This is a genomic window from Vibrio sp. La 4.2.2 (genome assembly GCF_027586995.1).
GTDB classification, from domain to species: Bacteria; Pseudomonadota; Gammaproteobacteria; order Enterobacterales; family Vibrionaceae; genus Vibrio; species Vibrio mediterranei.
Genome location: NZ_JAPPTJ010000002.1, coordinates 392042 through 418139 on the forward strand (window position 1 = coordinate 392042; position 26098 = coordinate 418139).

Annotated in this window: 22 protein-coding genes; 11 read left to right on the forward strand and 11 right to left on the reverse strand. The window is 41.0% G+C overall.

Annotated features, from left to right (window positions below; genetic code table 11):
• Positions 1-73 precede the first annotated feature (73 nt).
• Positions 74-1342: an O-acetylhomoserine aminocarboxypropyltransferase/cysteine synthase family protein gene (locus OH456_RS04940; protein WP_270032927.1), complete on the forward strand. Its 1269-nt coding sequence runs from the start codon at positions 74-76 to the stop codon at positions 1340-1342.
• 47 nt (positions 1343-1389) lie between these two features.
• Here the strand turns inward: OH456_RS04940 and OH456_RS04945 are convergent, their stop codons facing one another.
• The 3 genes from OH456_RS04945 to OH456_RS04955 all read right to left on the reverse strand — a co-directional run bounded on the left by OH456_RS04945 (position 1390) and on the right by OH456_RS04955 (position 3860).
• Positions 1390-2406, reverse strand: coding sequence for an OmpA family protein (locus OH456_RS04945; RefSeq protein ID WP_270032928.1), 1017 nt, complete (start codon positions 2404-2406; stop codon positions 1390-1392).
• A gap of 176 nt (positions 2407-2582) precedes the next feature.
• A complete protein-coding gene (locus OH456_RS04950; RefSeq protein ID WP_006073630.1) occupies positions 2583-3401 on the reverse strand; it encodes a LysR family transcriptional regulator in 819 nt (272 codons plus the stop codon).
• A gap of 66 nt (positions 3402-3467) precedes the next feature.
• Entirely contained in the window at positions 3468-3860 is a 393-nt protein-coding gene (locus tag OH456_RS04955) for a glycine zipper family protein (RefSeq protein ID WP_006073632.1), read from the reverse strand.
• Between the two features lie 494 nt (positions 3861-4354).
• Here OH456_RS04955 and OH456_RS04960 point away from each other — a divergent pair, with 494 nt between their 5' ends.
• The 6 genes from OH456_RS04960 (at position 4355) to OH456_RS04985 (ending at position 10869) form a co-directional block, all read left to right on the forward strand.
• Complete coding sequence (locus OH456_RS04960; RefSeq protein ID WP_270032929.1) at positions 4355-5341, forward strand: cytochrome-c peroxidase; 987 nt, start codon at positions 4355-4357, stop codon at positions 5339-5341.
• 108 nt (positions 5342-5449) lie between these two features.
• On the forward strand, positions 5450-6346 hold the full coding sequence (locus tag OH456_RS04965) for a DUF6279 family lipoprotein (protein ID WP_270032930.1): 897 nt from the start codon (positions 5450-5452) through the stop codon (positions 6344-6346).
• A 36-nt stretch (positions 6347-6382) separates the two neighbouring features.
• Positions 6383-6625 carry a hypothetical protein gene (locus OH456_RS04970; protein ID WP_006073638.1) on the forward strand — a complete coding sequence of 81 codons (243 nt, stop codon included), beginning with the start codon at positions 6383-6385 and terminating at the stop codon, positions 6623-6625.
• Between the two features lie 138 nt (positions 6626-6763).
• Complete coding sequence (locus OH456_RS04975; RefSeq protein WP_062461470.1) at positions 6764-8296, forward strand: bifunctional ADP-dependent NAD(P)H-hydrate dehydratase/NAD(P)H-hydrate epimerase; 1533 nt, start codon at positions 6764-6766, stop codon at positions 8294-8296.
• Between the two features lie 526 nt (positions 8297-8822).
• Complete coding sequence (locus OH456_RS04980) at positions 8823-9869, forward strand: GMP reductase (RefSeq protein WP_006073644.1); 1047 nt, start codon at positions 8823-8825, stop codon at positions 9867-9869.
• A 208-nt stretch (positions 9870-10077) separates the two neighbouring features.
• Positions 10078-10869 (forward strand): EAL domain-containing protein, encoded by a 792-nt coding sequence (locus tag OH456_RS04985; protein WP_270032931.1) that lies wholly within the window; start codon positions 10078-10080, stop codon positions 10867-10869.
• A gap of 40 nt (positions 10870-10909) precedes the next feature.
• Here OH456_RS04985 and OH456_RS04990 read toward each other — a convergent pair whose 3' ends face one another.
• Positions 10910-12523: a hypothetical protein gene (locus OH456_RS04990; RefSeq protein WP_270032932.1), complete on the reverse strand. Its 1614-nt coding sequence runs from the start codon at positions 12521-12523 to the stop codon at positions 10910-10912.
• A 444-nt stretch (positions 12524-12967) separates the two neighbouring features.
• On the opposite strand from OH456_RS04990, the gene OH456_RS04995 reads away from it, so the two are divergent.
• The gene (locus tag OH456_RS04995) at positions 12968-13660 is read left to right on the forward strand and encodes a response regulator transcription factor (protein ID WP_252039794.1); all 693 of its coding nucleotides are present in this window, start codon (positions 12968-12970) and stop codon (positions 13658-13660) included.
• Between the two features lie 11 nt (positions 13661-13671).
• A complete protein-coding gene (locus OH456_RS05000) occupies positions 13672-15006 on the forward strand; it encodes a sensor histidine kinase (protein WP_270032933.1) in 1335 nt (444 codons plus the stop codon).
• A 64-nt stretch (positions 15007-15070) separates the two neighbouring features.
• On the opposite strand, the gene nfsA is transcribed toward OH456_RS05000, so the two are convergent.
• The 3 genes from nfsA to OH456_RS05015 form a co-directional block, all read right to left on the reverse strand.
• On the reverse strand, positions 15071-15793 hold the full coding sequence (gene nfsA, locus OH456_RS05005; protein ID WP_198558930.1) for an oxygen-insensitive NADPH nitroreductase: 723 nt from the start codon (positions 15791-15793) through the stop codon (positions 15071-15073).
• A gap of 289 nt (positions 15794-16082) precedes the next feature.
• On the reverse strand, positions 16083-16946 hold the full coding sequence (locus OH456_RS05010) for a toll/interleukin-1 receptor domain-containing protein (protein ID WP_270032934.1): 864 nt from the start codon (positions 16944-16946) through the stop codon (positions 16083-16085).
• A 375-nt stretch (positions 16947-17321) separates the two neighbouring features.
• A complete protein-coding gene (locus tag OH456_RS05015; protein WP_206376118.1) occupies positions 17322-17495 on the reverse strand; it encodes a hypothetical protein in 174 nt (57 codons plus the stop codon).
• Between the two features lie 138 nt (positions 17496-17633).
• On the opposite strand from OH456_RS05015, the gene OH456_RS05020 reads away from it, so the two are divergent.
• Entirely contained in the window at positions 17634-18506 is an 873-nt protein-coding gene (locus tag OH456_RS05020; RefSeq protein WP_270032935.1) for a WYL domain-containing protein, read from the forward strand.
• A gap of 197 nt (positions 18507-18703) precedes the next feature.
• The gene (locus OH456_RS05025) at positions 18704-20395 is read left to right on the forward strand and encodes an RNA-directed DNA polymerase (RefSeq protein WP_270032936.1); all 1692 of its coding nucleotides are present in this window, start codon (positions 18704-18706) and stop codon (positions 20393-20395) included.
• A gap of 83 nt (positions 20396-20478) precedes the next feature.
• Here the strand turns inward: OH456_RS05025 and OH456_RS05030 are convergent, their stop codons facing one another.
• The 4 genes from OH456_RS05030 to OH456_RS05045 form a co-directional block, all read right to left on the reverse strand.
• Positions 20479-22320, reverse strand: a complete 1842-nt coding sequence (locus tag OH456_RS05030) for an ATP-binding protein (RefSeq protein WP_270032937.1) — start codon at positions 22318-22320, stop codon at positions 20479-20481.
• A 3-nt stretch (positions 22321-22323) separates the two neighbouring features.
• Entirely contained in the window at positions 22324-23496 is a 1173-nt protein-coding gene (locus OH456_RS05035; RefSeq protein ID WP_270032938.1) for an SIR2 family NAD-dependent protein deacylase, read from the reverse strand.
• 297 nt (positions 23497-23793) lie between these two features.
• The gene (locus tag OH456_RS05040) at positions 23794-24522 is read right to left on the reverse strand and encodes a hypothetical protein (protein WP_270032939.1); all 729 of its coding nucleotides are present in this window, start codon (positions 24520-24522) and stop codon (positions 23794-23796) included.
• 85 nt (positions 24523-24607) lie between these two features.
• Positions 24608-26098, reverse strand: coding sequence for a hypothetical protein (locus tag OH456_RS05045; RefSeq protein ID WP_270032940.1), 1491 nt, complete (start codon positions 26096-26098; stop codon positions 24608-24610).

Sequence of the window (26098 nt, forward strand, 5' to 3'; positions counted from 1 at the left end):
TTTAGTAATGAAATACTGGAAGGCTGACGCTTAAAAACGTCCAGAAAGATAGGACTTTGTAAAAGGAAGGACAATGAAAGACGAAACACTATCGATTCATCACGGATATGAAACGGACCCTACGACAAAATCAGTCGCGACACCCATTTACCAAACGGTAGCATACGAATTTGATAGCGCACAGCACGGAGCGGATCTATTCAATTTGGAAGTACCAGGCAATATTTATACTCGCATTATGAACCCAACGAATGATGTACTCGAACAGCGCATGGCCGCTTTAGAAGGAGGAATTGCTGGGTTGGTGGTAAGTGCAGGTAGTGCCGCGATTAACTATGCAATTCTGACTCTAGCGGAAGCCGGAGATAACATTGTCTCGACGCCTCAACTTTATGGCGGAACATACACCTTATTTGCTCACATGTTGCCGAAGCAAGGGATTCAAGTAAAGTTTGCTAAAGATGACAAGCCAGAATCGATTGCCGAGCTAATTGACGAACATACCAAAGCAGTTTACTGCGAATCGATTGGTAACCCGGCAGGAAATATCGTCGATCTAGAAGGTATTTCTTCGTTGGCACATCAGCAAGGTGTTCCTGTCATTGTCGACAATACTGTTGCGACTCCGATACTTTGTAAACCCATCGAGCATGGTGCGGACATAGTGGTGCATTCTTTGACAAAGTATGTTGGCGGACATGGGACATCGCTCGGCGGTGTGATTATCGATTCTGGGAAGTTTCCATGGGACCAGCATAAAGAGCGATTCCCAGTTTTCAATCAACCAGAGCCATCTTATCATGGTGTGGTTTATACCGAGGCATTTGGTCCAGCAGCATTCATAGGTCGAGCTAGAACCGTACCTTTGCGCAATACAGGGTCCGCACTGTCTCCAATGAACGCTTTTATGTTGCTACAAGGTCTAGAAACTCTTCCTTTACGTATGGAGCGTCATACTGAAAATGCCCTCAAAGTGGCGCAATATTTACAACAACACGAGAAAGTGAGTTGGGTGTCTTATGCCGGTTTAGAAGATTCGGCTCACTATGAATTGGCGTGTAAATATATGGATGGGAAACCATCCGCCATTCTGTCTTTTGGCTTGAAAGACGGTTATGAAGCTGGTGTGCGTTTTTATGACGCGTTACAGATATTTAAGAGGTTAGTGAACATTGGCGATGCGAAATCATTAGCGTGTCATCCTGCTTCTACAACTCATAGACAAATGAGTGAGTCTGAACAGTTAGAAGCGGGAGTGCGTCCTGAGATGATTAGGCTTTCAGTTGGTATTGAGCATATAGATGACATTCTGGCTGACTTGGAACAAGCACTTAAAGCATAGAAAAAGAAACCGAGCCAAGCTCGGTTTCTTTTTGTTCTTAATCATTACTATTGGGCTTTTTCTACCATTTCTTCTGTGGTGTATTCGAACTCAGGAACAGTAATTTCAACACGACGGTTTTGTGCACGACCTTCTTTCGTTGAGTTGTCGGCTATTGGGTTAGCTTCGCCCATGCCACTAACCGTCATTCTAGAGCGGTCTATGCCTTGAGATTCTAAGTAAGCGGCGATGGATTCAGCACGCTCTTCAGAAATTCGTTGATTGACCTCTTCAGGACCAGATGAATCAGTATAACCAGTGATAGTTACGGTTGAATCTGGATGATCTTGCATTAGAGCGATAAGTGGATCGTAATCAGACTTAGTATTCTCGTTCAACTTAGTGCTATTAAACTCGAAGTTTTCTTGACCAGAAACTTGTTCAAATGTTTTGGTCATAACTACCGCTTCTGCAACAGGTGGTTCTTCGGCTGAGGCCTCCTGAGTTGAACTAGCTGCAGCAGCGGTTGCAGCAGCCTCAGATGCACTACCAAATGAGTATGAAATACCGAGCCAGAAAGTATCGACATCAGTGTTGAACCAATCATCTTTAGCGTCGTTGATTCGCTGATATTCGAGTCGACCTGACCAAGCTGTTGCAAAGTCATACTCTAAACCGACTCCTCCCATCAGAGCTGTTGATTTACGGTCATCATACATTGTATATGCGGCGCCAACTTTGCCGAATATTGCCCATTCATCGTTAAATGGGTAAGAGAACTTAGGAGCAAGTGTAAGAGCGCTCAAATTTGCATCTCTTCTATACTTAGCTCCATCAACAAACGAAGTTTCATAGCTGCCTAGCCAATCGTAAGCAAATTCGAGTGCAATGTAGTCATTCCAATCGTAACCAGTATAAACGCCGGCACTGAAACCACTGTCTGTACAAGGTGCTGCTGAGACATTACACGCATCGGATAGTTGAGAACCACCCAATCGACCACCCAGATAAAAACCATCGTCGGCGACAACTGGCAATGCCATCATCGTTCCAATAATTGATGCTGCTACCACTGTTTTTCTCATAATGACATCCTTTCTATCGTTAACTGTACGATGTATTACATCACTGCTAAAAATAGGTGAGGAGCTCTTTTTTATCAAAGGAATAAAACGGGTTTCATATCAAAAGAACAGCCTATTGCTCATTTATAAGAAATAACGGACGCAGATTTCCTATATATGTGAACTATGTCTTTGTATCAGTTGGGTGTGTTGCTGTACGAAAGAGGGGTATAACGTCGCAGAATTGGTTCAACGATTTCTATGAGCCATTTTACCTTTTCTTCATTTTTACGCGACGCCTTGGTTAAGATAGCCATGTCTAAATGTAAGGGAGCTTTTTCTGGTGTTTCGGACGTGATATACCGCAATGTGTAACATTGTTCCATTAACTGTGTCATCAATGCATGGTTATCCACGAAAATGGTTGCTTGTGCGTCACTATCAAGTAGCTTGTACCAATCAATATGCTCATTTAGATCGGCAACCATATACTTAACGTATTCTCCGTCCGTGTTGCCATATAACACACCAGTACCCGTGTGAATATATTTCTGGTAAATAGATTGAGGCTTGTCAGTCAGAGCATGGACTGCAAGATCGACTTCTTCCGTCAGAAGCAACGACTCTGAGCCTTTATTCCATTGCCTAATTTCAATAGGTGCTGATGTATGCGTGCGAATGGCATTAATAATTTCTTTGCCACAGCCGATTAAGTAGGGCTCGATGATGTGTAAAGTGATTTTATCGACAGATTTCGGATTGAAGGTATCTGGCTTTAAAGCATCGGTAATATCTGCAAGGGCACTTTTTAGTTTAGGCTCAATGTTTTGAGCATAACTAGTCGGAGATAAGCCTTCTGCACTGCGTACAAACAGCGGGTCCGCTAAGTCGATCCTTAATTGAGCCAGCGTTTTAGAGACGTAGGACTGAGAACGACCTAATGCTTTGGCTGTTTTTAACGTAGATTGCGTTTGCATCAAGGTTAAGAATACGCGTAGCGCATTGAGATCGTTCATCGGCAAGTCGATACCATTTAGCTAATGTAAGGCAACTATAATTGTTGGGTAGGAACTTAGCAATTATTAGTTCAGTACCACGTAACCACGGTTAGTCATACAGTTTTTAACTACTGTCTGCTTGTCTTGTTTATATTGTTCTGAGTTTTCACGATTAGCGCGGTTACGGCCAAGAACACCAGCCGCCATTCCCACTGCAGCACCTTTTTTCGCACCTTCAGTACCCGATCCACCAGCGATTGCTACGCCAGCTGAACCTAAAGCAGCCCCTTTAGCAGCGCCGCTTATTGCTCCACCTGATGATTTTTGTTTCTGTACTTGTCCAGACATCTCTTCGCACTTGTGCAGATCGTAGATGTAGTCTTTTTCATCCACACCTTGCATATCAACGATGATGTTTGCGTAGCTAGGCAAAGCAAATGTAGAGGCTAACAGTAAAGAAAATAAAGGTTTTTTCATAGGGGATACTCCGGTTGATTTGGAAGCATGTTAACGAAATCGGTGTGTCAATTTGGAATATCGGTTATTACGTATAGCGTTAGGTGAAATGCATATGGCGGACTTTTGGGAATTCACTAGAGAAATGCGATGAAGAAACAAATAGAGCTAGTGTATCGTTTCTTTTCTAACGATAAATTTCCTGGTTGATTTAAATCAATAAAGTGTGTAAACAAAATGTAGAGTTAATGTAATGACTAATTTCTCATTATTTTTCAAATCCCCATAAATAAAGGCAGATGGCAGCTTGTTAAACTTTACATTCCTTTTTTTCATAATCTTAATCTAAATTTTGCATTGTAAAAGCGATTAATATTTCCTTACTGTTTTATTGCGACGAACAAATAAGCCATAAGTTCGTTGAATTTAATAATAATTATAACCTAACGAGACGATATATATCGTCGGTATTCGCTTGTATTTAATATTTACATATTTGCGCAAAGGAATAAGCAATGAGAAATGTAATAGTAACAGCAATAGCAGTAGGTATCGCATTTAACGTTAATGCGAAAAGGCAAGATCAAGAGCCGATCAAGGTGATTGAACCCGTTGTTGGCTTGGACCAACAAAAGGTCGACTTGGGTAAAGCCCTTTGGTTTGAACCAAGGTTATCTGCATCCAATACGATCTCGTGTAATTCTTGCCACAATGTGGCGAAAGGTGGCGTTGATAACCTTCCGAGCTCTATTGGTCATAAGTGGGCAATTGGACCTATCAATTCACCGACGGTTCTTAACTCAGATTTAAACTTCGTACAGTTCTGGAACGGACGTGCGAAAGACCTTCAAGAGCAAGCCGCAGGGCCTATTGAAAACCCGATAGAAATGGCGTTTTCACATGAACTCGCTATTGGGACTTTGCAATCCATCCCTCAATACCAACAGTGGTTTGAAAGTGCGTATGGTTCAAAGAGCTTTACCATTAATGAAGTAACAGATGCCATTGCAACGTTTGAAAAAACACTTCGCACCCCCAACGCGGCGTTCGATAAGTGGCTAAAGGGGGATGATTCAGCGTTGACTGCTGAACAGGTTGAAGGTTACGCACTGTTTAAGCAAAAAGGCTGTACCGCTTGTCATAGTGGACCACTAGCGGGAGGCCAGATGTACCAAAAAATGGGCTTGGTTAAAGCATTTAAAACAGATAATCCAGACATCGGTAGAGCCGCCGTAACAGGAAAGGATTTCGATAAATATGTATTTAAAGTGCCAACACTCCGTAATATCGAACTTACCTACCCATACTTCCATGACGGGTCTGTATGGGATCTGCAAGAAGCAGTGGAAGTAATGGCAGATATTCAGTTAGGACAAAGCTTAACTAAAGATGAATCGAAGAAAATCACTGCATTCTTAAGATCGCTTACAGGCGAGCAGCCTGAGATCACTTTACCTCACCTTCCACCGTCAACACACTCAACGGCAAGACCACAAATTTAAACAAGTTAAAAAGCGCTCAAAGTTGGGCGCTTTAGTCATTTTCAATCTAATCTTATCTTAAACTTCGTATAAGTCCGGATGAACGTACATTAAGGAAGAAGTATTTAAATGAAAAAGGTTGGTTGGGTTAAGAGTTTTGGTTTATTTGTCAGCTTGTTAATTGTAACAGGGTGTACAACCAAGTTTTTATATAGCAATTTGGATTGGTTCATTGTTGATTATATTGATGACTATGTAACGCTTGAAGACGGCCAGGAGGAAATATTAACTGAGCGTATTCTTGTTCTTGGTGATTGGCATAAGTCCAATGAATTGCCTCGTTACCTACAACAGTTGACGGACATACGAAATAAGGACCCAAAAACCGTAGATGCAGAATATGTTTCTTTGCAGATGGAACAGGTGAGGCTACATACTAAACGATTAGTCGCTCAGATTACCCCTGAACTGTATGCATTGACACAACAGATGACAGATAAACAAGTGAAAGAGTTACTTGATAATTTAGAGCAGAAAGACGAGAAGTTCATTAAAAAGTATCAAGGCCTCCAAGACGAAGATGTTCGACTTATTTACCAACAGCGAATTGAAGAGAATTTGGAGCGTTGGTTCGGACCTCTGACGGAGCAGCAAAAAACACTTGCGAGTCGTTGGGCAAATGAAATGGATGTTACTGTATTTGATTGGCAAGCCCATCGTCAGCAGATGCAACACTTTATGCGTCAGTTGCTTAACCGGCGCTCGGACCTAGGCTACTTTCAACCAGAATTTCAGCGTTTGTTAAATGACAGTGAGAGTTTTTATAGCGAGAAACTAAAACTTAAAATCGCTAACAATCGACTAGTAGCAGAAAAATACATAGCTCTTGCGCTCAACAGTGTGACAGAAAAACAACATCAACATCTAATAGAAGAAATTGACGGTTGGCGAGACATCGCTTCAGACCTAATGACAAGTGCGCTATTAGACTATAGTTCTACAGAAAAGTACGCCTTTCCATCATAAACTAGTTACGAACCAGTTTAAGGAGTGAGTTGGGTTATGATAGAGCAAGGTGTTTTTTGGACAGAGAAACTTCTGTTACTTGCCGGTGTATTGTTCATTATCACAGGTATCGTGCAATATGGTCGTCGTAGTCAAGATTGGAAGGGCGTCGTCACGATGTTCTATAAACGCGTTCCCATGAGCGTTGATGAATACAAACGTTATCGATTAGGTGTAGCTTTGATCATTTTCGCCATTGTCTTGAGGTTTGCGCTGCATATTTTCTGGCCTCAGTTTTAACTTGTAATCTCATTCACACCTTTGTAGTGCCCCGTTTGCTAACATTTGGATAAATACCAATAAAGCGAATAGCTAAAGCTTTGTCGCCCCTCACTTGTTGCCCAACAAGCTGACACTAGGGTTAAACGGGAGCACACAATGATCTCTTCGAACCAAAATATAACATCCTTGCCTGAATCGCTCTTCACTTCGCAACAAGTTCGCGAAGGAGAGAAGATCGTAGCCCAACAATTGGGTATAGAAATGTATACCTTAATGCAGCAGGCTGGTGCGTCAGTATTTGAACTTATACAAACTTACTATTCAGAGACTCGAAAACTGCTAGTTTGCTGCGGTAAGGGTAACAATGGCGGCGATGGGTATATCGTCGCTAAACTAAGTCTTTGTGCAGGTTATGACGTTACGGTTTGGCAAATCGGCGATTCAAGCGCACTTAAAGGTGACGCATTGCGAGCTAGAGATGAATTTCTAGCCGCTGGTGGCGTTATTGATTCGCCGGAAAATGTGGTTGCGGATGACATTGACGTTATTATTGATGCTTTATTAGGGACAGGTATTTCAGGTGAAGTACGTCCTTTCTATTCTCATGTGTTTGATCGTTTAAACCAGTCTTCTAAGCCAATCATCTCGATAGATACTCCTTCTGGACTTGATACTGATACCGGTGTTGTTTTGGGAAACGCGATCAAAGCTGATAGAACCGTGACTTTTATCGGCGTCAAACAAGGGTTAGTTACGGGTCGAGCTAGAGCATTTACAGGACACCTGCATTTTGCTGGATTAGGGGTAGATAGGGAGTTTGCTCAACAGAATAAAGCAAACGTCGTATTAACCAACAATCATTGGATGAGTTATCTTCCTCAAAGAGCAAAAGATTCTCACAAAGGAACGCATGGAAAGTTGCTAGTGGTTGGTGCAAACAATGGAATGAGTGGGGCGGCTTATCTGGCTTCTGCGGCTTGTTTGAGAGCAGGAGGTGGGCTTTGCGCCGTCTTAACCCACGAAGCGAGTGTCACACCAATAAGAACGTTGCTACCAGAGGCGATGATTGATGCGTGCACCACCCAATCATTGACTGAGCGCGTAAATTGGAGCTCCGCCATCGCAATTGGAGTGGGGTTAGGACGAACAGCTTGGTCCGCTAGAGTTTTTGACCAAACACTGAAGTTGGCGATGTCGTTGGATCTTCCAGTCGTCATTGATGCAGATGGCCTATATTGGCTTAACCAGATACAAAGTGACACAGCTGTCTTGAAGAACCATATCATCACACCTCATCCAGGTGAGGCCGCACAATTATTAAACTGTCGTATAAGTGATATAGAGAAGGACCGTTTTCAGGCAATTAGAGCATTACAAAAAACTTACGGTGGAGTAGTGGTACTGAAAGGTGCAGGAACACTGATTTATGATGGTCAGTCAATGGTTGTCTGTCATGCAGGAAACCCAGGGATGTCCAGTGGTGGAATGGGTGATTTATTGACTGGAACAATCTTAGCTCTATTAGGACAGGGAAAAAACAACATGCAGTCTGCAACTCTTGGCACTTTGATTCACAGCCTTGCAGCTGACCAGGAGTCAAAGGAACATGGAGAAGTAGGCATGCTAGCTTCTGATTTACTCCCACAAATTCGATTAGTTCGAAATCATGACAATTATGTTTCATCTTAAGCGTTTGAAGTATTCGTGATGGCGATAAGAACAATGACTTTTGATTTGAACAGTTCAGAGGTTATATAAAATAGCGGTTTTTTTCCGAATCAATCGGTAAAAATGAGCTAATAGATAACAAGAATAACCACAAAAATCGGTTAATAAATGCACATTCAGGTGTTGAGAGCTCGATATTTGCACAGTGCAAAAACGTTTGCGTCGAGTGCTAAAGTAAGCTTGTTTATGTAAATAACGTGGGTTTTTTCTGTTATATCAGAGGGTTGGAGAGATTTTATTTCGTTAAGATAGGATTGATAATCAGCGGATTTGCAACTTGTCGGAATGGTAACACAAAAAAAAATAAAATATCAGTCTTGCGAGATTATTTTCGCGACCTATAATGCTGAAAACCGGAGCGTCTGCCAACGCTCCGGTTTTTTTGTGTCCGAAGAAAGGTAAACCGTCTGCCAACGGAGAGCCAACGCACTATGCTTAGTCATATGCCCACTGGAACATGTACTATATAAATCAAGGAATTTACACAATGCGTATCGAACAAGAACTTAAGTTAGGCTTTAAAGATGTACTGTTTCGCCCTAAGCGTTCAACACTGAAAAGTCGTTCTCAAGTAAATTTAACCCGCGATTTTACATTCAAGCACAGTGGTCGTCAATGGTCTGGTACACCAGTAATTGCAGCTAACATGGATTCTGTTGGTAGTTTTGAAATGGCTACAGCGCTAGCACAACATGGTGTAATGACTGCGATGCATAAGCATTACACAGTAGAGCAGTGGGCTGAGTTTGTTGCTGGTGCAACAAAAGAAACATTGAACAAAGTATTCGTATCAACGGGCACGTCTGAGCGTGATTTCGAGAAAACAAAAGAAATCTTAGCATTAAGCGAAGATCTAGAATTCATTTGTATCGATATTGCAAACGGTTACTCAGAGCACCTAGTTGAGTTTGTACAAAAAGTACGAGCTGAATTCCCAACGAAAACGATTTCAGCAGGTAACGTAGTAACTGGCGATATGTGTGAAGAGCTGATTCTAGCTGGCGCGGATATCGTTAAAGTAGGTATCGGTCCTGGTTCAGTATGTACTACACGTGTTAAGACAGGTGTTGGTTACCCACAGCTTTCTGCAATCATCGAGTGTGCTGACGCTGCACACGGCCTAGGTGGCATGATCATTGGTGATGGTGGTTGTGCGTGTGCGGGTGATGTTGCTAAAGCTTTCGGTGGCGGCGCAGACTTCGTAATGCTAGGTGGTATGTTAGCTGGTCATGAGCAATCTGGTGGCGAAATCATCGAGCAAGATGGTAAGCAATTTATGAAGTTCTACGGTATGTCTTCTCAGTCTGCTATGGACAAACACTCTGGTGGTGTTGCTAACTACCGTGCAGCTGAAGGTAAGACGGTTCTTCTGCCTTACCGTGGTGACGTAAACAACACAATCCAAGACATTCTTGGTGGCGTTCGTTCAACTTGTACATACGTAGGCGCAGCGAAACTGAAAGAGCTAACTAAGCGTACCACGTTCATCCGTGTACAAGAGCAAGAGAACAACGTATTTGGTAAAGAAGGTTAATTAACTTTTAATCCAAGTCCTGATAAAAGAGTCGCCTAGGCGGCTCTTTTTTGATCTTATCTTTCTGCATTGTTTTGCCTCAATTCCAATACGCGGCTCAAACAAAGTACTTTGCTTACATGGTATTACGTATCTCCTCACAGGGGTTTGGTACTATTGCGCCGATAATTCGTGCTGCAACCCGCAAAGGAAGGACTGCTTGCGTAATATGGACATTAGCAATATATATTCCAATAAATATGACACGGTGCAAAAGCTGTTAAAAATACAACCAGATGGCTTTGCCACCGGTGTGTATCAAGGCATTCAGTTTACTAGTGTGTTCCAACCAATTTTCAATCAACAATTAGAGCTTCTCGCACTTGAGGGGTTGGCTCGGATAAAGCACACCTCTGGTCGGAAACTTGATCCGGCGCGTTACTTTGCTGATTTAGAGCGACAAGTCGAGATAAATGTCGTCTGTACTATTCTATGTTGTAAGCTACACCTGCATAACTTTTCTTGTTCTCGTTTTAGAAGACGAAAGTTATTCCTAAACGTCTCTCCGTGTGTGTTCGAGTTACTTGCAAATGAACCTCTTGCCATTGAACGTTTTATGACACGGATAGGTGAATTTGGTGCAATGCCATCACAAATAGTGTTTGAAATTACCGAGTTTAAAGAATCTGACATTCGCGCTATTGTCGTGGGAAAGGGCAAACTCGCGAAATTTGGTGTGCAGACAGCACTTGATGACTATGGGACAGACTATTCCACTAAAGACCGCGCACTAGAAATTAAAGCTGACTACTTAAAACTTGATAGAAGTGTCTTATTGTGTGATGAAAAAATTTCAGAAGCGGTAACTACTGCTAATAAAATAGGAGCAACTACTGTAGCAGAGGGCATTGAAAATCAAGACACATTAACGCGCTGTCAATTGCATGGAGTGTCATTGTTTCAAGGGTTCGGCTTAGCAAAACCCAATGCTATGAAAATACTGGAAAGTAACTTAGATTGATAGGAAGCAAACCAATAGGGTTGCTTCCTAGAGCAGGAATTTATTGCACGAGGGAGTATGTGCGATCTTTAAACTGAATAGCCTCGAAATTCGCTAGGGTATCTGTTCCCGTGTTTGAGCATTGCACTGCAACTGCGTATTTCTGCTCTGTGATAACGCAGTTAGCAAAGTCCTCATCAATGATATAGACGTCATCGCCACCCTTACCATCAACCACATTGTCTTTTTTATTACCTTCAATATGATTGTTCTGGTCGTTGGCACTAAGGTTAATCGTTGCATCACCTATGATTTTTACGTTAACTAGCCAGCGAGACTTAAAGGTATAGGGCTCAAGAGGTGGATGCGTACTTTTCGACATATTGAACGTCGGAGTTAAGCCCCCTTGTGGAAATCGGTGGTTGTAATACGTCTTGACACCGTTGGAATCGATATTTGCGGTGTATTGCAAGTAGTCGTGGAACATGTTTTCTATCCAAAAGGCTGACTCGGTATCAATAGAACGCATTTGAGAGCGAGTCACTGCTTGATAGTTATCTAAACCTTTGCTCTTGTGCTCCCACATCCCCATGTAAGCTTCGAATGCAGCCGCAAAGTACTCATGAGAATAGCTTGGTCCGATAGCTGGATCTATGTCGTCATTTTTCCAATCTTGCCAACTACTGTTGGCTGGTTGCCATGGTGAATAGTGGCCGTTTTCGTGATCGGTATAGAGTGAGAGCGCTCGTTGTTGAACCTGTTGTTGAAACGTATAAAACGTCGGATTAGGAGCGATACCTTGTGCTTGAAACAAGTGAAGTATTTCTTCAAACCCTGCGTCTCTGTCTGCATGTTTACCTAAGTTTTCGCAATAGTTCGCGAAGTTACTCATATAGTGGCAGTCACCTTCAAGGGTTAACTCTCTGAACATTAATGATTGGCTGTTGATGAGCCACTTGGGGCTATCGGGACTTTGTTGTACGCCGGTTAAGATCGAAGTAATAATATTATCTAAGAGATCCTCATCAGACGACGCTAGCGGTATTAGAGAGTTCAAGAAATTAGATTCTGATGTTGTATCAAGGACGCTTGGTGCAGAAGGAACTTTTGATACCCAATCATCTATTTTGTTTTGACGAAACGCTTCGCTGACAAAGAGTTTGGTGAGCATCATTTGGTTTTGCTCATCGTTTTCTGTCATTATCAATGTCGCTTCTCGTTGAGCCATGAGTGCAGCGATTGACGATTTATTCTCTCCATACTGTGAGTTCGGGACGTTGGACATCAGGTGTTGAAGAATCTTGGTAGCTCGTTCGATTTTGTAGTTGACGATTGTTCTATGCCTCTCCTTTTCTATAGTATCTGGATATTTTGATTCATCGAAATACGCGATGACATGTATAGCACCATCATTGATACCTGACGATCTCAATTGCCTCGTCGCTGTACCTGAAGGAGTTACTGAAACGTAGAGGTTAAAACCAGCATTGCTTGCGATGTTAAGCTCTTGTGGAAGTGTCTTACTTACTTGACTAATTGATATGTTGTTCACGGTCTTCGAGGCTGGAACTGTTGGAGGGGGTGAAGTTGGATTACTTGAATCGCTGTCTGACTTACAACCTGAAGCAATAGCTAGTGTCATTGCGCTAAAGCTTAGCAACTTAATCAAATGCATTTTATTTCCTAATGATTTCTAACGGTAACCTTTACAAGCTCAACATTATTTGAAATACGTTAATGCCTATAAACGAAGTGGGACAGTTATAAAACGTGAGTCTACCCTCTGAATTGTGCGCGATAGTAATAAATGCAGAGCAGAAATCTAGGTGTACAAATGGAGTTACAGTGCTCAATTAAGGTATTTGTAAGTATGAGTACAATAATTATCTAGTCACATTTAGTCATTAAATGTAATTTCTCGGTTCCATGAGTAATGTGATACCACTAAAGTATTAATTTTAATGGTGTGGTGTACTGTATATTTGGGCAAAGTAAGCTAATGTAAGCAAGGACGTTGTAAAATCCGTGATACTAAACTTTTTTATGTTTTTTTATATTGGCATTGAGAAATGCTCAACTTTCAATATACTCCGGCGCGTTTACGTTTTAAGGAGGAGTTATGGATTGCAATATTTTGCTTATCGAAGATGACATGCATATTGGAAATTTGACCAAAATGTTCTTGGAGGCAGAAGGTTATACAGTCAACTGGATTGAAGACGGATCAATAGCTCTGAATAAAATCGATTCTCTTAAACCCGATCTAGTGATATTAGATTTAATGTTACCAGGAAAGTCAGGGGTGGATATTTGTCGAGAAGCGCGCGCATTTTATTCTGGAATGATTATGGTAGTTACGGCAGCAGAAGATGAAATGAGTGAGGTGTCGCTATTTAAGCTAGGGGCTGACGACTATATAACAAAACCAGTGAGAGGCCATATTCTTGTTGCTCGTATTGAAGCGTTAATGCGCCGTTATAAACCTGTCCAACAAGCTGAAAAGTCTTTATATATATCAGATGCTTATGGAATTGTCGTTAATAGTGAGAACCAGACCGCATACTATGAACAGAAACCTTTAAATCTCACTAACTCTGAGTTTGAAATTCTTCAGTTACTTATTGAAAATAAGGGAAAAACAGTTTCTAGAGAGCATTGTTGTCGAGTTGTCAGAGGGATTGAGTACAGTTCCTACAACCGTTCGATCGATATGCGAATTTCAGGCTTAAGGAAAAAGCTGATTCAAGCTGAAATATATGACGCAATTATCAAAACAGTTCGAAACCAAGGATACAGACTGGTTAAGGCCTAACGATGAAAATAATGTCTCAGCCGAAAAACATGTTTACCTGTTTGTACATAGAAAGTCTAATAGGGTTAGTATTAACCTTCTTCGTCTTTATCAATGTTACGAATGTTTTATTAAGACACGAGGATATTGGCTCTTTTATCGACAATGGTAACTCTTACGTTCAAGATTATATCGATAGTCAACATGAGAGGCACGGATTTCATCATAAACTCAACAGCATGTCCTCTTTGCAGTATTACGACTACAAATTAATGCTATCGGACAGTACTACTCCCATTACAGACGTCTGTTCAGATTGTGAACTATTCAAACGAAGAGATGGCATTGATGTTTATATCAAAAATAACCAGTTATTTGTAGCCGCTTTTCCAATACCACGTGCCAACAAGCAACTATTTTTTATAGAAACCGAAGACCCGTTTAGTGCTGACGCTAAATGGTATGAAGACAGCGATAACCAGTTCTTTTTTGCCTTATTCGTGACATTGAGCATCGCTTTAGCAGGATTAATTTACTTGCCGTTGCACAGAGTTAACAAGCGCATTAACAAACTATTAGTTGTGCAGACAAAATTTGGACAAGGTGACCTTAGTGTTCGCTCTGAGGTGTTCCATATTTCACCGATAAAAGAACTCGCTCATAGTTTTAACGATATGGCTGATGATATCGAACTAAAAGTAAAAGAGTCGCTGGTGTTTTCTCAGGCTATTCCTCATGAAATCCGAACGCCCCTAACTAGAATTCAAATGGCCAGTGATTTACTCAGAAGAGAGGATACAAAGGACAAACAAACACTCTTTAACGACATAGACAGTTATATTGAAGACATTTCCCATTTAACCAGTGATATTCTTAAGTTATCGAGGCTTACTAACGGTCGGTGCGGTGAACTACCAATCGCTCGCGAGGCATTTTCCGTTTCTGAACTAGTTGAAAAACGTATCGATGTTATCGCTGATACCAAGCAAATTCAGTTTATCAAAGATTCAAACATCCTAGATGATAGGTATTTGGCTTCTAAGTGCTTGTCCAAATTGGTCATTGATAACTTGCTTAAAAATGCACTTCGTTACGGTGGCGGGGTAGTCAATGTCACCTTGAGAGAGTACCACTCATGTTGGACTTTGGACGTAGAAGATAATGGTCCTGGCATCCCTATTGAAAAGCGAGAGGAAGTATTTATCGCCTTCTCGCGTTTGGACTCTTCGCGAAATCATAACAATGGCGGATTCGGTCTAGGGTTAGCTATTGTCGCTCAGGCAAGCAGAAACTTAGGATGGAATGTATCTGTAGATGAAAGCCACATTGGTGGCGCCCGTTTTACAGTAGTGATCCCGAAAGAGTGAATTGCTTTGTACGAAAGAACTCATGACTAGAAAGAGATTAAGTCATGAGTTCTTACTGTAGAAATTAGCGTTTGAACAAACCTTTACTGTTTAGGTAACCGAGCATATGAGGTCGAGATTCACCTTCTAGCTTACTAGTAACTTGTGAAGACCACGTACTGCTTTTTTGGTTTGTTGATCGATGTGCGTAATAGGAAAGCATCACATCATCGTATTGTGCAACCGCATTTTTATCTAGCTGATGGTATTCATTTTCATGCACAATGACGTCAAGAGGCAAGCGTGGTTTTACCTCTGGGATTTGGTCTGGATATCCTAAACACATCCCAAAAAGAACCGCAGAGTGCGGGGGCAAACCTAACAACTCATCAACTTCAGCCGCTTTATTTCTCAGGCCTCCGATATAGACGCCGCCTAACTCTAGTGACTCGGCCGCCACTAAACAGTTCTGTGCCATTATTCCGGCATCAATAGCACCGATTAAACCTAACTCTGTGTAGTCAACTTTCACGTTTGGGTTTAACTCTTGGTGTCGCTGATAGTCTATACAGAAAACGAGAAATTCAGCGGCTTGAGCCACATAGGGTTGATTGCCAGAAAGTTCCACCAGTTTGTTGCGCTTATCTTTCTCTGTGACCCTGATAATAGAGACGACTTGCAATAGGCTAGATGATGATGCGGCAATTCCAGCTTTAAGAATAGTGTCTAGAATATCCTTATCGATAGGTTGCTGCTTAAATTTTCGAATAGAACGGTGGTTGAGTATTGTTTCTAGAGTAGAGTTCACGTTCCTTTTGTCCCTATGGCTAATATAACTTACTGAACCTTAGTTTCTTTTCATAGGAGATTGCAAGTTTGAATTGCATAGGGGACTGTAGAATAAAGAAAAAAGCCTCGCAGTAAGCGAGGCTTTAGAATGTGGCGGAGAGATAGGGATTTGAAAGCTATCTCCGCAAGATCAAAACGCTTATTTTACAATGACTTAAAGTAATGCCTCAAAAGACGATATTGTTGATTGTATAGTACATCTGTAACTAAATTTAGACAGACATACGAGAAAATATCTTTACGTTATTTCACTGCTCTTTTTGAATTATTCGTAATAGCTGTGAAGCTATTTCTTCTACTTCATGATGAGCACTTGATAAAGCGACCTTGTCCGCCAAGCTATGACTGAACCTAGAGACTTGCTCATGATCAACGCCGTGCCAAATGGGTAAAATAACTTTTCCACCTAACATTGACCTATTTACAAGAGCATCTAATTCATATTGAGGCCATTGCTTAGAAAAAAAAGCAGGAGATAATACAACAACGCCATACTTAGCATTACCAAGACCTGAATCTATGGAACGGCGCAAACTGTCTCCCATTTCTAAAGTAAACTCATCATACCAAATCTTTAAGCCTAACTTGTTTAACTCATTAACAAGAGGCCTCACAAACGCAGGCTTGTCTTCACTGGCGTGAGACACAAAGAAGTCATATTGCTCTAGTCTTTCCATTGTTCTTACTTTTTCACTCGAAACGGACATACATTCACTGATTACGGCTTGAAGCTTCGCCCACTCAACCTCAGCCATTCTTGCTTCTTCATTGTAAAAAACCTCATGCATTGAGTACTCAACATCAGAGATATAGAAGAAAAATTTGTTTGAAATTTTCTGGGCATTTCTCTCAACCCACTTCCACTCGTAGTTAGTGATCGTATTGATAGAACGTTCAACATACGTTCCTTTAACTAAATTACCAAATCGAAATCGGCCTGTAGAGGGGCTAAATGCTATAAAATTAGAACCTCTACCTGAGAAGATAAAATTGAAACCATCATCGCGAAGAGTTGACTCGGAGTCTTTACTCTTTCTACGAGCATTAAAGAAAACGTAAATTGATCCCAGTGTTACCATCAATAGTAAAGTAGGGAATAAATATTCCATCATTAGTATCACCTACGTATATAAAGCAAGTTGGTGGCTCTTCAAAGAACCACCAATCCCATTCTTAGTGCTTCTTACTTGTTTTATTGATCGGAATCTTAAACATTCCACCATTTTTCCGAGTGATTCGCTTTCCTTTAACTGTGATATAAGGTCGATAAATGTATTCAATTTCTTCATTAGTATTTGTATTAGTAATACTCATAACTTGGATCTCTTTCAAAGAAACCACACTAGATCTTGACCATATACATAAATTTTGAGTATGCTCACGAAATCTAAGTGGTCATGCTTAGGAAAAGTTAGTCTGTACTGCAATTCAGTCTAACTCGCTTAGATGATTTATAGGGCAATGAAGCTGCAACTTCGTTGCCCTTTTCATTTCTGTTCTCTACGTACCCCCTTAAATGGTTCTCCATCCATTTTTACGTCCATGATTCGCCCAGTCTTAGTATCGCGTTTAGCCCAAAGACCTGACGGTGTTTGGAACTGCGAACGCCCTTTAACAGCTCCGATTCTTTTGTTGTCACCATATGGTTTGTTGACTGCCATGATTATCACCTTACTTGTCATATGAATTTTAAAATGAGCCTTAGCTCATAAAACATACTAACCTAATCATTTTGATCAGATCAAGTGGTTAAAGTGATTTTTTTGTGTAATACTAATTTTGGCTTAGGAGAATGAACAATGAACAACGAAAATCTATCATTTGCCGTGAAAGAAAGGCTGCAGTACATTGAGTTCTTATTACAGTTTCGTGGTTGGCTGGCTAGAGGAGATCTAGTTGATAAATTCGATATTTCTGCACCTGCAGCAACAAGAGACTTTAGAAAATACAAAGAGCTAGCGCCAAACAACTTAGACTTTGATGATAGCGGGAAAAAGTACATTATTAACGAAGCGGCGTTCTCGCCGATGTACCCTCTAAAAATTAATGAAGCCTTAGGAAAACTCAGAAGTCCAGTTTTAGCCAAATCACTAGGGCTTGGTGAGGGTGAGAGTTTCACTGTCCCGCCGCGCTTATCTTTACCCAAGCTCAATGTACTGATGTCCATTTCTAGGGCAATTCTTAATGGCAATGCGTTACAAGTTAATTACTTATCTGTACAAAATGGGGAATCTAGTCGAGTAATTGCCCCACACTCTATTGTTGACAATGGCCTCAGGCTGCATATAAGAGCTTATGATTATAAGAGGAACAAATTTTGTGACTTTGTTTTAGGTAGAATAATCAGTGCACATCATTCTGATAAGGTTGTTCTATCTGAGAATTCTAGGAAAGGGGATAACCAGTGGAATAGGTTCATTAGATTAGAGCTGGCTCCTCACCCAAATAAAAACAATGTCCAAAACAGTATCACCATCGAACATGATTTTGGAATGGTGGATGGTGCTAAAACTCTTGAAGTTAGGGCGGCCGTTGCGGGTTATTGGTTACGCCTTTGGAATGTTGATTGTACTAAAGATGCCTCTTTGTTGGGTAGTCAGTATCAACTTTGGTTGAGAAACCACGAAACTCTGTACGATGTTGAAAGTGCAACACTATCTCCAAGATCATAGTACTGTGAATCCAATGTAGCGTCTCATTAAGAGCAGTGAAGATATGGAGTAGTTTAGTACTGTAATAACTCTAATCACAAAACGCATGGTTATGCCTTGTGTTGCTTAGTGAATTTCTTCAGTATGAAGACTACATCTTTCTGAAAATTGCGCCTCTAAGGTAATGAGGTGCAATGTAACAAAATAAGCCTAGATACATGGATAAGATCAAAGAGTTACTCAAATCAGGTTTTTTTCCAGTCCAACTGCCGCCAACCTTTACAACAACCGAATTTGCTGAGAGTTATCATAAATTTCAAGGTCGATGGTCAGCACATAAACAACCAGAGACTAAGGCGGAAAAGTTTTCAGTAGCAAGATCTTCATATTATCGAAGAGCGACAAGCATAGTTAACCCGATTAGTTACTTTTTTCTAGTTAAAGAAATCGCTGAGTATTGGTCTGACATTGAACGACACTATAGAAAAAGCAATATTTCCTTGAGCAAACCTAAGCTGTCTCCATCGCTCAGAGCAATAGATATAAGTCGTTTTAGTGAGCTTTATGAAGCTAAAGTGACAAAATCTGCGGGTTATCGATATGCATTGATAACTGATATTACTAGCTATTTTCCTACTATCTATACCCATTCAATTCCGTGGGCTATTCACGGCAAGAGTGCAGCCAAAAGAAACAGGAAAGCATCATCAGCTTTTTTTGGTAATATTTTTGATAGTAAAAGTACTAAGTTGCAAGATGGACAAACCATTGGATTACCGATTGGCCCTGACACTTCACATATCATTGCTGAGTTAATTGGAGTCGCAATTGATAGAGAGCTCAAGGAAGCGATAGGATATTGGCCTGCTGGTTTTCGCTATGTTGATGACTACTGTTTATTTTTTGACAAACGAGAACAGGCAGAAAAAGCTTTAGCAGAACTAACTAAAGCGGTAAGCAATTTTGAACTTCAAATCAACCCATCAAAAACAAAAATAGTTGAAGTAAAAGAGTTAGTTAGTGAGTCTTGGAAATATAGTATAAGGAAGCTAAAGATATCCGATGAAAAAAGGAAGCAGAGAGATGATATCCATAACTACTTTGAAGTCCTTTTTTCGATAGAGGATAAGTTTAAAGATGAAGCAGTTGTAAAATATGGTCTAAAACAAATATCTTCGTCTATCATCCGCAAATCAAATTGGGATATTTTCGAAGCATACATACTGAAATGTGGTTATAGCTTTCCGAACACGCTCCAAGTTATAGCAAACCTTCTTTCAACATATAATTTTTATGATTATGAACTGAACAAGCCTGCTATTGAGAGGTTTTGTCATAACCAAATTAAAACCCACTCCATATCTGATCACCATAGTGAGGTGTCATGGTTGCTGACGATATGCAAGGGTCTTAAGTTAAATGTTAAGCGAGAAGTCGTGCGTGAAGTAGAAGGCATGGATAGTTCTGTTTGCAACCTTCTAATTTTAGATATGCATCACAGTGGTCAAATTAGCTCAAATATTCTTGCCGATACCTTAAGAAAATTTGCTAGTACCGACTCTCTAGAGAGTAGTTCTTGGTTACTATCTTACGAAGCTGGTAAACGTCTCTGGCTCAAGAACGAAAATACTGACTTTATTAAAACACACCATTTTTTCGGAGCTCTTCTCAAGCATAACATTAGCTTCTTTGAGCCAGAAAACCTAATTAGCCCCATATTTAAGTTCAAAGATACTGAAGAAGGTTATGATTTTTCGACCTTTTTTGATAGTGATGATCATATCGAAACTCATTTTGACTTCGATGACCGAGACGATGAGTATTTTGATGAGCTGCCAAAATATGACGGTGAAGAGAGCAATGAAAGTTATGAAGATCAAGGCTTTGATTTTCTAGCGGATATATTATAGATAGTTGCTTCAATTGAACATAAAGCCTTGCCTTTATGGCTAAGGCTTTGTATCTAGTTGTATCTCCAAGTCTGCTTTTTTCTTTAGTTACACATCCTATCAGCAATTTCTTTTAGGCTCTTTAGATCTAGACGGCCGTTAGCCCAGCCTTCAGCAAATGGTATTGTGTTTGATTTAGGAAGTTGGTTGTCATGAAGATCTCTGACCCTGATTCTCGAAGGAAGGGCGGCACCTTCACCTACAAATATGGCTTCTTGTTGTGACAAAATGGGTAGTGCTCCAACCATCCCAGACAAGCCATCTGGTAGAAAGCGGGCGACATGCTGTTGATCCGCAGAGTTAGTAAGCCTTAACACAACCCAAGTGCCACACTGTGATATCACAGTGCTATCTACATCTGCGGGCCTCTGACTTACTAACATTAAGCCAATCCCATATTTTCGACCTTCTCGTGCAATGCGTCTTATTGCTCCTTGTGCTGCTGCATATTGTGCCTCTCCATGATCAGGTACGTATCTATGCGCCTCTTCACATACGAGCAGAATCGGATCTTTTTCTTTCTCTTCTTGTGTCTGGAATACTTTATATTGAAATAATAGTCTAGCAATCAAGGCAGCTAGAGGGCCCGCAACTTCGTTAGGGAGGCCAGAGATATCTATTATTCTAATATCTTTTTTATCCTCAACAGGAGCCCCAACAAGCTGGTTTAAAACCTTGTGAAGTTTCATTTCATCTTGTTCACCTTCCCAACATTGCAACATAAAAGACAGCCGTTTATCTCTTCGGAGAACTCTCACCTTATCTAAGACTGATGGAATACGAGCTTTCCCTAAATCCGTAGGTGGCAAGGTTTCAAGGATCTTCGAGCCTTTTTTAAAACGTCCTCCTTGTATGAATCTTATATGGCTCTCAAACTCATCTAAACAAAATGGTCTTGGTTTATCTCTATCAAACTCAAGAATGTCCGATGTGTCTTTTTTATCACAAAGGTTTGGATCATCATGGTTTTCTAGCTCTTTCAATACTTCCGTATCAAACTCTCTAGGACACGGCTGCACAATTCCAGCTGCAACCATTCGAGCATGTGTCAGAGCTTTTTGGACGATGTTGTTTTGGCTAGTGGCACTTTCTTCAGTCTTGCCAACTATCAAACTGGTAAATTCATCGCTTGACATTAACCAGTATGGTAATTTTATTAATTCTTGTTGATCCTCACCCGCTGTGATGCCATAAGCTCTATACTGTATAGCCCTTTTACTGAATGCGGCACCATATTCCCCATGTGGGTCAATTACGACAATTTGCGGAGAAAAACTCATCTCTCCAGTGTTATGCTCCAAAACGCTATGAATTATTGCGGCGACAGTTCCCGACTTTCCTGAACCTGTTGATCCCAATACAGCACAGTGCATCCCGAACATTTTGTTTATATTCGCTCTGCAAGCAGTTGACTCCGATGCGCTATATACAGCAAATGGAACTAGTGGGTCGACCTTCTCTTCTCGTTCACCTTCAGCTGAGCGATAAACACATGAAATCTCGCCATTTGTTAATAAAAACACGCCTTGTTGAGGCAATGGGTATGTCTTAATACCTCGCTTAAAGGACAATTTAGAACTAGAGTTATTCCAACTACCTTCGGCCAACAGTTGCACTTCCATAAGTCTTTGATCAGATTCAGTATTTATAGGTATTCCAGCCTCTAACAATTCTTCAGAACGCATTCGAAGCATTGTAACTAAACCGAAAATAACCTTTCGACCATAGTGGATCTTAACCATACTGCCGATTTGTCCTATTGGATAAACCCGACCTTCGAAAGTTCGAGTTAGTTCAGAGACCTTATTCGAGATTTCAACTTTGATAGTTGTCCCTGAGACCTCAACAACTTGACCTATTTTCAGCTCATCAGTTGGTGTAAACATGATTTATACCTCACATCCGTTTTTAAGTACTGATGTGACACCTTTGAATGTCCACCAATCGTCGTCATCGCCTTTTCTTTTAAAGGGGCCTTGCGCACCAACATATAGACCATGAAGAGATGCAATTATTACTCGCGAGCCATAACTCGACTTACGCCATCGCTCTAGACAGGATGGAATTTCTTTTCGGCATTCAAGAAAAGCAACTAAAACGGTTCTATTGTCGTCTTTAGATAGGGCGAACTCGATTTCATTGTTGATGTGATCATCTCCAAAACTATATCCGCACACAGCTAACACATTACTATTTGGAGAGTTTAGAGCTTTGCGAAATAGGTCAAATTGTGCAGAGAATGGATCTTGTTGGGTTGCTATATATTTTGTAGCTTGAGGATAGATGAGGACTCGACGATCAGCTTTTGGATAGCGATCATTATCTCTGACTCGCCAGACATGTCCCTTTTCACATAGAAACCAGTCTATTGAACCATGCATTTTGACTAAGTTGGCACGTTGGCCATTAGTAGGGACAGGCTCGCCATAGCGTTGAGTTCGGTGAGCTACTGCACCTCCAGAAAAACCATCCCAGTAGGGGATTTTGTTCAATGCCAAAGCATCTTCTAGCAAGGTGTCATAGTTAGTTGTAAAAATGTTTACGGGTTTTCTCCGCTCATAAATACCAGCGCCTGCGTGATTGAACAGAGTGTCAATAAACTCTTTATGAGAGTCAATTTCGACTATTGGTTTAGATACAGTTCCTTGTTCAGTTGTGTTTCCCTCTTTGTCTTCAACATAGCCACTTCTAATTACATTCGAGATCGAGTCAAGTATTAAACGATGGGCTACTTGCAGTTCCTCCAACTTTACTTCAGCACCATTTATGCTGACTTTTTTATCCTTACTCCTTTCCGCCAAGGCTGCATAGTCACCTAAATGGCTGAGAATATGTTCGATATGGCACTCTGGAGGCAACTCTATGAACAAAGGGGCAACAATCTGATCGAATATGCCCTGATTGTCCGTTTCTAAGTCTTTTTTAACTTTATTTGTCAACGGGTACATGAGTGGTAGTTTAGCGTCAAAACTAATACCTGCACCCATTAACCAGCTTTGCTCGGAGCACTTCAGGTGTTCCTCTACTTGAGAAAACAAATCTGCGTCTATGAGGTTTTCCATTCTAATCCTTTGATTTACCTTGCATGTGGTAAGGTTTTATTACTCCAATATTGCTCCTGTTGACTAAGCAACTCAAGTCATAATAATAAGCAATGTGATTTCATCGGATTTACACCATGAATACGATAGTGTGGAGCGCACATAAAACAACTTGGTAAATTACGGCTAGTTATAAACTGATTACTTGCTTCTATCGATTTTTCTAGCCATCTCTTACTTAGGTCGTCTGTCCTCAGAGGCTGTTAGCTTCGCCCGTGTTTCAGATAGGTTATCTCTAGCCTCGACAGAGCAGCCAGCTCAGCAATGCTTAGAACGATGGCTCTCGTTTTCGCTCAGCGCAGAATCCAGCTTCACTTTCACAGATGTATACTCATTTTGCAGCGCGGAAAGCTGTTCATTGATGGATTGATGAGTCCCTTGAAGCGTGTCGTATTTCTCAGCAATGGAGTTTAAATTGCTTGTAAGTTTAAGATTGTCTTGAATTAACTCGGAATGACTTTGTCTAGATTCAGCCAGCTCACATTCTAGTTCTTCAATTCTGTCTTCAAGCTGTTCTTTTTCCACAACTTGTTTCTTAAGCCGTTCTTCAATATCAGCAAAGTCAGCTTCAGCTTGCTCCTTAGCTCTATATGTTAGATTGTACTTTGCGTCGAGATCTCTGACACGAATAGCCATCATAGTTTCATTATGCTCGTGCGCCTTGTTATTCAAAGCAGTCGTCATATCACGCATTACTTTACAAAGCTCTTCCTCCCGCTTAGCTAAAAGTTCCTGCAACTCCACTGGAAGCTCATAAGACAGAAAAGCACGGGTAGCTTCACACTCTTTATAGTCTTGCGCATTGAGTGCTTCAACCGAGATATGTCCACCTTTTATCAGGCGATCTAAGTCCGATTGAATTGCGGAAATTTTTCCTCGGCCTAATACTTCTTTTATGCTCCAGCCCGAAGGCTTCTTTCCTTTGCTGATCAATTGAGTCGCAATGTTGATGACATCGTCATCCGTATATGATCTTGGTCTAGCCATTGTATTACCTATGTTTTAGTTATTATGTTTAGGTTAGTAAGTTAGTAAGTTAGTAAGTAAGTTAGTAAGTTAGTAACTTACTAACTTACTTATCCAGTGAAGCTTCCGCTCCAATATTAATGTTGGCTTCCTTTATGGTCTTGATTTCCTTAGAAACGCCTTGTGCTACTGAGGGAGGAAGCTCAAGTGCAGCACTAAAAGCGGAATCAAGATACTCAGCTTGCTTTATAGCCATCTTTTTGTCGCGAGCATTGATAGCAAGTAGCACTTTCTTGAACACACTGACCAACCTCGGAACGATAGCGTCAGTTAGCTCTAGAGCCAGTTGGGATAACTTTGATTGTTGATCTTTAAGCTCTGTTATCTCAGTGGTTACTGTATCTTTTTCAACTTGAAGCTCACTAAGGTTGACCTGCACTTGAGCCACGTCATTGAGTAACTTGTCAAAGTTATCTTGTAAGGAATGAGTGTTTTCTACTAGCTCATTGTATTGCTGTTCTGCTGAATGAACCTTTGCTTGAACCAACTCAAGTTGGTGCGAGTAGTAGTTATGGCTTCGAGCAGACTTAGGCAAGTTTGCTTCCTTGTCTATCTTCTTGCGCTGCGCGGATTTTCGCTCTGTTTCGGGAGCAAATTCAGCTTTCAAACTCTTGCTCTTAAATAGTTGCTCATTGGCAAAATCAAGCATCATACGTTGATGGTAATGACCAAACTTTTGACTGAGCTTCCTGGTAAGCTTGCCATCCTCGGGAAGCAACGCTTCGCTGCGGTGGTTTTCACGAATATACTCATTAACGATGTTAATCTGAGTTTTCCTCAAGTCATATTCACCAGTTTGGTTGTTCCTACCCGAGATAAAGTAGTGAGTATGTGCTCCAGTATTGACATCAACATTTCGCTCATCATCATGTCCAATAATTGCTTGAATATCATAAGCAGGATAATGGTGCTTCAAAAACTCACGCGTAAATGAAATGTATTCTTCAAGCGTTATGGTGTCGTTGCCAACGTTCCATTGATGCGGAACTTTAAAGATGCCTTCTTGCATAAATACATTGTTCGCTGCTGGTCGCTTCTGCAACTGGTTATAAGCATTCAGATACGTTTCTAGCATCTTGATGCGTTGCTTTTTCCGCTGCATTTTCAGCTTTTTAAATTGCTCGATACGTGAGTAGGGCACATGCCCTTTTGCGTTTAAGACTGCTTGCAAAAACTCCGCAGCCTCGGTATTTCCTTTGGTTGTTTCACTCTTAATGGCGTTGTTCATTTTGAGGCGATACTGCCGCTGCTGAGTTTGCAATTTCGATTGATTGCGAATTTTTGGCTGCGGTGCCAACTGATACAACAGCTCTAAACGCTCATCTTCGGGCAATGAGTGCAAGGGTAAAACCTTTGACCCTAGCCAAATTAAGTTGGTATCTGCCAGCTCCTCATTCCACTCTAACCGCTTAGAGTCATTAACAGCGGTGGGTGGTGCAATACGTAATGAGTGAGCTAGAGAGTGTTCGCACTTAACTCGATCAACTGGTTTTGATGTGAAGTTAAAGCGTCGATGAAAGAATCGAATTTCCTTCAT